The organism is Effusibacillus sp. SKA8, from assembly GCF_058273125.1.
In genome coordinates, this window is record NZ_JBZCSF010000001.1 from 112,208 (window position 1) to 124,055 (window position 11,848).

At 56.1% G+C, this 11,848-nt stretch carries 10 protein-coding genes; all 10 read left to right on the top strand.

Features of this window, described 5'->3' with window-relative positions; translation table 11 throughout:
* Positions 1–11: 11 nt before the first annotated feature.
* The 10 genes from narI (at position 12) to AC4ED1_RS00620 (ending at position 11,832) form a co-directional block, all read left to right on the top strand.
* Entirely contained in the window at positions 12–701 is a 690-nt protein-coding gene (gene narI, locus AC4ED1_RS00575) for a respiratory nitrate reductase subunit gamma (protein WP_490935456.1), read from the top strand.
* Between the two features lie 193 nt (positions 702–894).
* Positions 895–1,404 carry a GAF domain-containing protein gene (locus tag AC4ED1_RS00580; protein WP_490935457.1) on the top strand — a complete coding sequence of 170 codons (510 nt, stop codon included), beginning with the start codon at positions 895–897 and terminating at the stop codon, positions 1,402–1,404.
* The gene (locus AC4ED1_RS00585) at positions 1,346–2,449 is read left to right on the top strand and encodes a TIGR04053 family radical SAM/SPASM domain-containing protein (RefSeq protein ID WP_490935458.1); all 1,104 of its coding nucleotides are present in this window, start codon (positions 1,346–1,348) and stop codon (positions 2,447–2,449) included. Before AC4ED1_RS00580 ends, AC4ED1_RS00585 begins: the two co-directional genes overlap by 59 nt.
* 66 nt (positions 2,450–2,515) lie before the next feature.
* On the top strand, positions 2,516–3,613 hold the full coding sequence (locus AC4ED1_RS00590) for a sensor histidine kinase (RefSeq protein WP_490935459.1): 1,098 nt from the start codon (positions 2,516–2,518) through the stop codon (positions 3,611–3,613).
* Positions 3,585–4,241, top strand: a complete 657-nt coding sequence (locus tag AC4ED1_RS00595) for a response regulator (protein ID WP_490935460.1) — start codon at positions 3,585–3,587, stop codon at positions 4,239–4,241. The genes AC4ED1_RS00590 and AC4ED1_RS00595 overlap by 29 nt, the downstream gene beginning before the upstream one ends.
* A gap of 277 nt (positions 4,242–4,518) precedes the next feature.
* Entirely contained in the window at positions 4,519–6,699 is a 2,181-nt protein-coding gene (fdhF, locus tag AC4ED1_RS00600; protein WP_490935461.1) for a formate dehydrogenase subunit alpha, read from the top strand.
* Positions 6,668–9,091 carry a nitrite reductase large subunit NirB gene (nirB, locus tag AC4ED1_RS00605; protein WP_490935462.1) on the top strand — a complete coding sequence of 808 codons (2,424 nt, stop codon included), beginning with the start codon at positions 6,668–6,670 and terminating at the stop codon, positions 9,089–9,091. Before fdhF ends, nirB begins: the two co-directional genes overlap by 32 nt.
* A 24-nt stretch (positions 9,092–9,115) precedes the next feature.
* Positions 9,116–9,439, top strand: coding sequence for a nitrite reductase small subunit NirD (gene nirD, locus AC4ED1_RS00610; RefSeq protein WP_490935773.1), 324 nt, complete (start codon positions 9,116–9,118; stop codon positions 9,437–9,439).
* A 45-nt stretch (positions 9,440–9,484) separates the two neighbouring features.
* A complete protein-coding gene (locus tag AC4ED1_RS00615; RefSeq protein ID WP_490935463.1) occupies positions 9,485–10,495 on the top strand; it encodes an anthranilate phosphoribosyltransferase in 1,011 nt (336 codons plus the stop codon).
* Between the two features lie 101 nt (positions 10,496–10,596).
* Complete coding sequence (locus AC4ED1_RS00620; protein WP_490935464.1) at positions 10,597–11,832, top strand: nitrate/nitrite transporter; 1,236 nt, start codon at positions 10,597–10,599, stop codon at positions 11,830–11,832.
* The last annotated feature ends 16 nt before the right edge of the window (positions 11,833–11,848 follow it).

Here is an 11,848-nt window from a genome sequence, read left to right on the forward strand (position 1 = left end):
GAGGTGGCGTTGTGAATTTCGGAAGCCAATTTTTGTGGGTCATCTATCCGTATATGATGCTGACGATCTTTGTCGTCGGGCATATCTATCGCTACAATACGGATCAACTTGCGTGGACGGCAAAATCCAGCGAATTTTTGGAAAAGAAAAGCCTGCGCTGGGGAAGCATGCTGTTCCACCTGGGAATCGCAGCGGTCTTTTTGGGGCATGTCGTCGGATTGCTCGTACCGAAAAGCGTTACGGAAAGCATGGGCATCCCGGAACATCTTTATCATGCGGGAGCCGTGTATGGCGGCGGTTTGGCGGGAATTGCGACGCTTGCGGGCATTGCTATCCTGCTGGTCCGCAGGTTGAGTGTGAAACGCGTGCGGGTGACGAGCAGCGCCAGCGATATTTTGGTCGGGATTCTGCTGTTGATCGTCATCGGTATGGGAGTGCTGGCGACGATCGGCACCAATCTGGTTGGCAGTTACGATTACAGGGAGACTCTGGCGCCCTGGATCAGGGGGATTCTGACCTTTACGCCCGACCCGTCGCTGATGCGTGATGTGCCGCTGTTCTTTAAATTGCATGTGGTTTTGGCCTTTGCGGTTTTCGGAATCTGGCCGTTTACACGGCTGGTTCACGTGTGGAGCGTTCCGTTGGCTTATTTTCGCCGCAGCTATATTGTGTACAGAAGCCGTAACACCCATCAAATCTGAATGTATGCCGATCCCCGGTACGTTTGACTGCCGGGGATTCTTTTTGAAGGTATGAAAAAATAAGGGAGTTCCGAAAACGAACTAAGGGAATTCCCCTATAACACCCAAAGCGCGTTGCAAGTTAGACTAAAGAAAAAAGCAAAAGATGCAGATGGCAGACTGTTCAAAGAAATGAAAGATATGGAGGCAACAGATGATGGGAAGCCTACAAGGGGACATCGAGGCAAGTCTCAGTGAACTGAGGCGTCTGACAGCCACTGACTTTGCCGCTCTTGCCTGGGCCGACGAGAAGGAGCAGACGATTCGCTGGAAATACGCTTCCGGCAGCCGGAACGAACGCTATAAAAGAATTACCTTGCGGCTCGGAAAAGGCATTGCCGGCAAGGTGATGCGCTCCGGCCGCGCGATGGTGCTGGAATCTTTCTCGCCGAAAAGCGGTGACGATCCGCGGGAATACCCGATTCTGCTGGCGGAAAATTTGAAAGCGGTCATCGGCGTTCCGGTTACGATCGACGAGAGGGTAATGGGTGTGTTGTTGGTGGGATGCAGACAGCCTCGGGCATTTGAAGACGAAGTCGTGGAATTGGTCATGAACGTCGCGGAACAGATCGGAACCATGTTTCAGCAAAGAGGGGGATCGCAAAATGCGCCCGTTCGAACATTCACCGTTTATCGTGATCTGGGAAGTCACGAGAGCCTGTGAGCTTGCCTGCCTGCACTGCCGGGCGGAAGCGGAGCCAAAACCGGATCCTCGCCAGCTGACAACGGAAGAAGGATTCCGGCTGCTGGATCAGATCAAAGAGTTCGGTGACCCTGTGGTGGTCTTCACCGGCGGGGACCCGTTGATGCGGCAGGATTTGTATGACTTGATTTCGTACGGAGTGAACAAAGGACTGAAAATTTCGATGACGCCGAGCGCGACGCCGCATGTCACGAAGGAGGCGATGCGGCGGGCAAAAGAGGCCGGTCTTTCCCGCTGGGCCTTTTCCCTTGACGGGTCCAATGCCGAGATTCACGATGCGTTTCGCGGGGTGGCGGGGTCGTTTGACCGTACGCTCCAATCGATTGAATACCTGCACGAGTTGGGCCTGCCGATTCAAATCAACACCACAGTCAGCCGCTATAACCTGCATGACTTGGAGCGTTTGGCGGAACGGATGAAGGAATTGAAAGCCGTGCTGTGGAGCGTGTTCTTTCTTGTTCCCACCGGCCGCGGCAAGATGGAGGACATGATCTCGCCGGAAGAGCACGAACGGGTGTTCAATTGGCTGTACGATCTGTCAAAGACCGCTCCGTTCGACATCAAAACGACCGCCGCGCAGCACTACCGCCGCGTGGTGATGCAGCGGCGAAAGGAAGAGGGCGAGTCTCTTTCCCGCATGAATTTGATCGGTGTACAACGCAACAACGGCCAGACGGAGGATGGAATCGGCCGTCCAATGTTTGGCGTCAATGACGGGAACGGGTTCGTGTTTGTTTCCCATCTCGGCGACGTGTACCCCAGCGGATTTTTGCCCGTTTATACCGGCAATGTGCGGGAGCGGTCGCTGGTGGAGATTTACCGGGAATCGCCGATTTTCAAAGCGCTGCGCAATCCGGACAATTACAAAGGAAAATGCGGGGTATGCCCGTTTCGCAATGTTTGCGGCGGTTCGCGCGCGCGGGCGTATGCGGTGACGGGAGACTATCTGGCAAGCGAGCCCTACTGTACCTATATTCCGCCAAATTACAACAAAGCCGTCATCTAGTTCCCCTGACCGGGCGCTAACGGTATAATAAAAGGGATGGTACAATAACTAGAGGGGAAGTTGCCGATGGCTTCGGTGCGAAACATTGGAACGGCCAAAAACTCGGCCTCGTTTCTGGAGTCGGTTTTCAACAATGTCACAGATGCGATTTTGGTTGTCGATGAAGACGGCATTGTGGCGCAGGCCAACCCGGCGGCTTTGAAAATGACCGGCTGGAGTTATGCGGAGTTGGTCGGGAAAATCCACTTTTGCGAAATCTGCAGAGGAATGGCGAATGGCGTCGAAGAAGCCTCCTGCGACGATTGTTTTGCCAAAAGGTCTGCCAACGTGCCTTCCTTTGAAATGACCATCCGAACAAAGGACGGCCGGGAATTTTCTGTCGCGGCGAGTTCGACCCACTTAGCCGAGCGGAACAAGAAAGTCATGGTCGTGATTCTGCGCGATATGTCCGAACAGCAGCGGATGGAACGGGAACGTTTTCAGCGGATGATGACCAACTATGTGATACAGGCCCAGGAAGAGGAACGCAAACGCGTATCCCGCGATCTGCACGACAGTGTGGGACAGGCGTTGTACAGCATTTTGGTGGGACTGAAAGTGGTAAACCAGTTGGAGCTGGAAGAGACGGTCAAGAACCATCTGTCGGATGTACAGCAGATGACGCTGCGGGCGCTGGAAGAAGTCCGGAACATGGCGGTTGAGCTGCGTCCGTCGGCGCTTGACGATTTGGGTCTGATTCCGGCGATCCGTTCTTACATCAAACGGTTTGAACAAACCTTCGGCATTGAGACCGAATTTGTGGTTCTTGGCAAGAAACGCCGCTACGCATCGTCGATTGAAACCGCCTTGTACCGGGTTTGCCAGGAGGCGATGACGAACGCGGCCAAATACGCGGACGCCAACAAAATCATCGTGCGCCTCGAGGATTCCGGTAGCCTTGTGCAGCTGGCGGTCAAAGACGACGGACGGGGGTTTGACCCGAGTCAGATCCGGGTGCAGGGAAGCGGACTCGGTTTGTACGGAATGCGTGAGCGAGCCCACCTGTTGGGGGGCAGCGTCGACATTCAATCGGGGCCGGGACAGGGGACCTTGATTCATGTGAGTATTCCAGTGACGGAAAAGGGGGAGCCGCTCCATGTCGATCCGGGTACTTATCGCAGATGACCACGCCATTGTCAGATCCGGCCTTGCGATGCTGATCAACGCGCAGGACGATATGGAGGTGGTCGATACGGCGGCAGACGGAAGGGAAGCTGTCGAAAAGGCGCTGGCGCTACGGCCCGACATCGTGCTGATGGATTTGAGCATGCCGCCGGGAGAAAACGGCTTGTCCGCCACCGCCCGGTTAAAAGAGGAGGCTCCGGAGATCGATATTCTCGTATTGACGATGCATGACGACGAGGAATACCTGTTCCGCGTCTTGCAGGCTGGCGCATCCGGGTATATTTTGAAAAGTGCGCCGGATATGGACCTGCTTGCCGCGATCCGGACGGTCAAGCAAGGGGCGGCGTACCTCCATCCGTCAGCCGCGAAATCTCTGATCCAGGAATTTTTGCAGCGCGTTCAAAAGGGTGAAGAGATTGACAATTACAATGTGCTGACGGACCGGGAGCAGGAGATTTTGGCCCTGATCGCCAAAGGATATTCGAACAAAGAAATCGCGGAACAGCTTGTGGTTTCGGTGAAGACGATCGAGACCCACAAGACGAAGATCATGGAAAAACTGCATTTGAAAACCCGTCCCGAACTGGTTCGGTACGCGTTGAAAAAAGGCTTGCTGGATTTTGATTGATCCGGTCTTTCGCGGGACGGCACAATGGAATTGGTTTTGCAACGGCATCAACCGAAAGGTGATGCTGTTTTTTTGAGTATTTTATGTCATGAAATCTAACATGAAGTGTTGCCGTGTTATTTTATTCTGACTACAATGGTCATAAATGTAATGGAACTTGACATGGTTATTCCATCTGCTGGAACTGTGGGCCCTCCCGTTCAGAAAGCCGAAAGTTTTGCGAGGGCTTGTGAGAAACCGCTTTTTCAACGCAATGAAATGAAGGGGAGGCCGCGAAATGCAAAAGCTGCTTCAAATGTTTCAAGCCAGAGTGGACCGGCCGGGCAGCGAAATCGGGATTGCCAGTCACTGTTGCTTTTGCAGCATGCAGTGTGCGATCGAACTTCGCGTCGACCCGGTTCAATTAAAGGTGACAGGGGTGCAGCCGATTAAGGACTTTCCCGTTGCGTCAGGCAAAGCGTGTCCCAAGGGAATTGTAGCGCATGAGCATGCGCGGCACTGGGAGCGGCTGACGATGCCTTTGATCCGGAAAAATGGGCAACTGACCATGGCGACCTGGGATGAAGCGCTGGCCGCGGTCACCGAACGGTTCCGCGCTCTGCAAAGGAAGTATGGAAACGACTCGGTGGCGGTGTTCGGCGGAGGTTCGCTGACGAATGAAAAGGCGTATCTCCTGGGAAAATTCGCCCGGGTGGCACTGCGGACCCGGAATATCGATTACAACGGGCGCTACTGCATGTCGTCGGCAGCCGCGGCAATGAACAAGGCGTTCGGTTTGGACAGGGGCATGACCATTCCCCTCCATGACATCCCGCTGGCGAAATTCATCCTGATTGTCGGAGCCAACATTGCCGAGTGTCAGCCGACGTTGATGCCCTATCTGCGACAGGCGCAGAAAAACGGGGCGAAAATTGTGGTGGTCGACCCGCGCCAAACGGGAACGGCGAAGATCGCCGACCTGCATCTTCCCGTCAAGCCGGGCACTGACCTGGCGCTAATGAACGGAATTCTGCATGTGATGATCGGGGAGAATCTGATTGACCACGTTTTTATCGCGGAGCGAACAGTCGGATTCGCGGAGGTCAAACAGGCGGTCAGCGACTGCACGCCGCAAAAAGTGTCGCGGATTACGGGAATTCCTGTGGACGACATCATACAGACCGCCCGTTGGTACGGCGAGGCGGAAACCGCGATCCTGTACACGGCGAGGGGGATCGAGCAGCAGGCGAGGGGAGTCGACAACGTGCTCAGTTGCCTGAATCTCGTTCTCGCTTCCGGAAAAATCGGAAAGCCCGCCTGCGGCTACGGTGCGATCACCGGCCAGGCCAACGGGCAGGGAGGACGGGAACACGGTCAGAAGTCGGATCAATTGCCCGGGTATCGATCCATCGAAAACCCGGAACACCGGAAATATATCGCCTCCGTCTGGGGGATCGACGAGCACGAATTGCCCGGGAAAGGAAAGTCTGCCTATGAATTGTTTGAAGCGATGTCCCGCGGGGAGATCAAGGGGCTGTTTCTGATGGCGTCCAATCCCGTCGTTTCGAGTCCCAACGGCAATCTGGTGAAAAAGGCGGTCGCCGGGCTTGACACCCTGGTTGTTGTCGATCTCTTTTTAACCGAAACGGCAAAACTGGCCGATATCGTGTTGCCCGGTTCCGCCTGGACGGAAGACGAAGGGACCCTGACAAACCTGGAAGGCCGCGTCATCCTGCGGAGGGCGGCGCAGCGCCCGCCGGGCCAGGCGAGGCTGGATTGGCAGATTTTGTGCGATCTTGCAAAGCGGTTTGGGAAAAAGGAACTCTTTGCTTACGAATCGCCGGAAGACATCTTTGAAGAGCTCCGTTTGGCCAGCGCCGGCGGGCGGGCGGACTATTCCGGCATCAGCTACGCCAAGATCGAACGGCAAAAAGGGGTCTTCTGGCCTTGTCCCAGCGACGACCACCCGGGCACGGAGCGGATGTTTGCCGACCGGTTTGCCCATCCGCACGGCAAGGCGGTTTTTCATCCCGTTCGGTTCCGGGAAGCGAAAGAACTGCCGGATGCGGACTATCCCTATTACCTGACAACCGGGCGGGTACTGAGCCATTACCTGACAGGGGTACAGACCCGCAGGACGGTGTCGCTGAATGCGAGACAACCGGAACCGTATGTGGAGATACATCCGGAGACGGCGGCGGCAAACCGGATTGAAGACGGGGACTGGGTGGAACTTTCCACCCGCAGGGGAAAAGCGAACTACCGGGTGAAAATCACGGAGACCATCCGGCCGGATACCCTGTTCGTCCCGATTCACTGGGAGGAAGAAAAATCGGTCAATCTGCTGACCAACCCGGAACTGGACCCGGAGTCCCGGATGCCGGAATTTAAGATCAGTGCCGTTTCGTTCAGAAAAATCGGAACAGAGCGTGAAGGGGAGAGGGAACATGAACAAGCGAAAATTGGTCTTGGTCGGTAACGGAATGGCGGGCGTCCGATGCGTCGAGGAAATCCTGAAGCTGGCGCCGGACCGGTTTGCAATTACGATTTTCGGCAGCGAGCCGCATCCGAACTACAACCGGATTTTGCTGTCCTCCGTACTTGCCGGGGACGCGGATATCCGCGATATCGTCTTAAACGACTGGGATTGGTATGAACAAAACAAAATCAAGCTGTATGCCGGCCGGACGGTGACGAAGATCGACACCGAACAGCGCCGGGTGTACACCGATTGCGGAATCGTGGAGGCGTATGACGACTTGATTTTGGCGACAGGGTCCCTTCCGTTCATGCTGCCGCTGCCGGGAGCGGACAAAGAGGGCGTCATCGCCTTCCGGGACATCAAGGATTGCGAAGCGATGATCGAGACTTCCCGCAAGTACAAAAAGGCGATTGTGATCGGCGGCGGCCTGCTCGGACTGGAAGCGGCCCGGGGTCTTTTGAACCTGCAAATGGAAGTCAGCGTCGTCCATATTTTCGACAATCTGATGGAGCGGCAGTTGGACCCCGTCGCCTCGAAGCTGCTGCAACGAGAATTGGAACGGCAAGGCATGCGCTTTTTGATGGAAAAGCAATCGGAAGAGATTCTCGGCAACGAACGCGTGACGGGATTGCGTTTCAAAGACGGGACCGTTGAAGCGGCCGACCTGATCGTGATGGCGGTCGGCATCAGGCCCAATGTGGCGTTGGCGAAGGAAAGCGGGATCGAAGTCAACCGCGGGATTGTGGTCAACGATTACCTGGAAACCGGCGTTCCCAATGTGTATGCGGTGGGGGAATGCGCCGAACACCGGGGTGTCGTTTACGGGTTGGTGGCCCCCCTGTTTGAGCAGGGGCAAGTGCTGGCGAAGCGGATTTGCGGCATCGAGACCGCTCCGTATGAAGGTTCAATCGTGTATACGAAGCTGAAAGTTTCGGGTGTGGATGTGTTTTCCGCCGGCGAGTTCATGGACAGTCCCAATGCGAGGGCGATCCGCGTTCATGACGAATTTGCGGGAATCTACAAGAAACTGTTGGTCAGGGACAACAGGATTGTCGGAGCCGTACTGTTCGGTGACACCAGCGACAGTTCGCGCATTTTGCAAATGATGCGAAACCAAACCGATGTGCTGCAGGTTAAACGGGTTGCGATCCTGGAAAATCCGGCGTCTGCCGGTGCGGCTTCCGGCGTTGACGCGGTGGCGGCCATGTCGGCGGACGAAATTGTCTGCGGCTGTAACGGGGTGTCGAAGGGCGCAATCGTAGAAGCGATCCATGAAAGGGGACTGAGTTCGGTCGAGGAGATCAAGGCGTGCACCGGGGCTTCCCGCTCCTGCGGCGGCTGCAAACCGCTGGTTGCACAAATCCTGCAAAGCGTACTCGGCGATGAAGCTCCGGCGGCGCCCCAGCGGGAGCCGATCTGTTCCTGCACCCCCCTCAGCCGCGATGAAGTGGTTGCCGAGATTCGGGAAAAACGCTTGACCAGTGTGAAGGAAGTCATGTACGTACTTGGCTGGAACGAGCCGGAGGGCTGCTCGAAATGCCGCCCGGCGCTCAACTATTACCTCAACATGCTGTGGCCGGAAGACCATGCGGATGAGCGCGAATCGCGGTTTGTCAACGAGCGCATGCACGGCAACATCCAGAAGGACGGCACGTACTCGGTCGTTCCCCGCATGTATGGCGGCGTGACATCGCCTGCCGAACTGAAGCGAATCGCGGAAGTCGCCGAAAAGTACCGGGTTCCGCTGGTAAAAATCACCGGCGGCCAGCGGCTGGACCTGCTGGGCGTCAAGAAGGAAGACCTGCCGAAAATCTGGGCGGATCTGGATATGCCATCCGGTTTTGCGTACGGAAAAGCGATCCGGACGGTGAAAACGTGCGTCGGCAGCGACTTCTGCCGCTTCGGCACACAGAACTCGATACAGCTGGGGATCGACATCGAAAAGAAATTCGAGCGACTCAACACCCCGGCGAAAGTGAAGATGGCCGTATCCGGATGTCCGCGCAACTGTGCGGAATCGGGGATTAAGGATGTCGGCGTGGTCGGCATCGACGGCGGATGGGAGATCTATGTCGGCGGCAACGGCGGTGTCCACCTGCGGGGCGGCGACCTGCTTTGCAAAGTGAAAACCGATCGGGAAGTGATGGAATGGACGAGTGCGTTCCTCCAGTATTACCGGGAGGACGCACATTACGGCGAACGCACGTCCCACTGGGTGGAACGTGTCGGATTGGCAACCATCCAGAAGGTGCTGGGAGATCCGGAAACCCGCCGTCAGTTGAACGAGCGTATGGATGTGGCGTTGTCGGTGCTGCGGGATCCTTGGAAAGAGATCGTTGAGGATCGGGAAGCCCGCGCGCTCTATGAAGAACTGCCGGTATTGGCATAAAGGAGGAAATTCGGGATGAAGAGCATGGAAGCCGTGAAAACGCCGCAGAAAGTGGAAGTGGCAAAGTTGGAGGACCTTCCCGCGCAAACGGGAAGGGTCGTGAAACTCAATGGGCATGAAATTGCAATCTTTCGGCTGAGCAACGGCGAAATCCGGGCGGTGGAAAACCGTTGCCCGCACAGGGGCGGGCCGCTGGCGGAAGGGATCGTAGCGGGAAAATACGTCTTCTGCCCGCTGCATGACTGGAAAATCAGCCTGCAGGACGGCCAGGTGCAGGCGCCGGACACCGGCTGCGTCACCACCTACAAAGTGGACACGATCGACGGGAAAGTGTATATCAGTATGTAGGGAAGGTGACAGCCTCCCGTCAATCGGAGGAAAGGACGGGAAAACATGCAGGAATTTATTAAGGAAGTAGGGCGTGGCAAGAAAGGTGCCAAGGACTTGTCGTTCGAATCTGCGAAAGAGGCGGCTGCCCGGATTTTCGACGGCGCGGCGACCGATGCCCAAGTCGGCGCGTTTTTCATCGGGGAGCGGGTGAAAGAGGAAACAATCGACGAACTGCTTGCGTTTGTCGAGGCGGGCAGGGAAAGGTCCAAAACCGTTCCCCATCGCAAACAAGGGTTGCTGGACTGCGCCGGTCCCTATGACGGGAGGGGGAAGTCCTTTGCCGCAACAATTCCCGCGGCAGTCGTGCTGGCCGCTGCCGGAGTTCCGGTCGTGCTGCACGGGAGTGCCTCCCTGCCGCCCAAATACGGGGTGAGCCTGCGGGAGATCCTGCAGGAATCGGGTGTACCTGTCGACGCGGACAGGGAACAACTCGCAAATATGATTGACGAAAAGAACGTTGCGTTCATCGACACGGAGCGTTTCTGTCCGCCGCTCTACCGGCTTCGCAAGATCCGGGAAGAACTGGGAGTGCGGACATTGTTGAACACCGTGGAGAAATTTTTGAACCTGGCCGGGGCTGATTATCTGATCGCGGGGGTTTTCCACACGACCGCACTGGAAAAAGCGGCAGATTTGACGGTCAGACTCGGGTATCGCAAAGGGATGGTCGTTCAGGGCATCGACGGGTCGGAAGATGTGCCGACCAACCGTCCTTCCGCCGTTTATGTCATCGGAAACGGGACGGCGGAGAAACATTTGGTCGACCCGAAAAAATACGGACTGTATGAAGACACCGAACCGGTCAAGCTGCCCGCCGCGGAGCAAGCCGCCCGCATTTCCGGCGTTTTGCAGGGAGCAAGCGAATTCCGCAAGATGGTTCTCTTAAACAGCGGCCTTCGTTTGTGGCTGACGGAACGGGCGCGGAATATCGGGGAAGGGATTGAAATGGCCCAATCCATATTGGATTCGGGCAAGGCATGGGAGAAATTCACTGAGTGGCAAGTCGGATTTTGACGTTTATGGTGTCAGCGGCGACACGATTCAGGCAACGAAGCCTCTGTCTTTTTGGACAGGGGCTTTTATTTGCATAATCAAGCAAAACGGGAGGAATTGGCATGGACAAACAAAGCTTTTTGAAAAGCGGACACGCGCCTTCTTTGTTTAGCGCATTCCTTTATTTTGACATCAGTTTTATGGTGTGGGTGCTCCTGGGACCGTTGGCGGTCATCATCGCGAACGAATTTAAAATGGACGCCGCACAAAAGGCGAATCTGGTTGCCTTACCGGTGCTGGGCGGCTCGATTCTGCGCCTGGTGCTCGGCTGGATGACCGACCACATCGGCCCGAAAAAAACGGGGCAAATCGGCTTGATCGTCACCATGGTTCCGCTGATCTGGGGATGGAAGTTTGTCGGCAGTTTAACCGAGCTGTATCCGGTCGCTTTATTGTTGGGGGTAGCCGGGGCCAGTTTTGCCGCGGCCCTGCCGTTGGCCAGTCGTTGGTATCCGCCGCAGTATCAAGGTTTGGCGATGGGAATCGCGGGTGCGGGAAACAGCGGCACGATCATAACGACTTTGTTTGCGAACCGGATCGCGCAATATTATGGAGACTGGCATGTGGTGTTCGGGTTTGCCCTGATTCCTGTTGTCCTTACCTTTATCGCTTTTTCGCTCATGGCAAAGGACAGTCCGAATCAACCGGCGCCCAAGCGGTTTGCCGATTACGTTCAGGTGTTGAAGCAAAGGGATACTTGGCTGTTTTGCATCCTTTACAGCGTCACTTTCGGCGGGTTTGTCGGAATGGCCAGTTATCTGACCATTTTCTTCAACACCCAGTACGGTTTGAGTCCGGTGAAAGCGGCAGACTTTACGACGCTATGCGTGATCGCCGGCAGTTTCTTCCGCCCGGTTGGCGGCTGGTTGGCGGATAAACTCGGCGGCATCCGGATGCTTCTTATTCTGTATACAGTCGTGGCCCTGATGATGGCGGGGATTTCGACATTGCCGGCTCTTTCGCTGACAACCGTCATGTTGTTCGTAGCCATGATGTGTTTGGGGATGGGCAACGGTTCCGTGTTCCAGCTGGTTCCCCAGCGCTTCCAGAAAGAGATCGGGGTCATCACGGGAATTGTTGGCGCGGCTGGCGGTCTGGGCGGCTATTTCCTGCCGAAGATCCTGGGCAACCTGAAGCTGGCAACCGGTTCTTTCACCCCTGGCTTCCTGATTTTAAGCGGCATCGCACTCGGCTGCACAGTGCTTGTCGGCGTGGTGCAGGGACAATGGAAAAGAGCGTGGATTGGCGAAGGCGGCAGAGTGCGTGTGGGGTCGGTCAGCCACGAAGTCGGGCAATAAAATTCGATCAATCGGG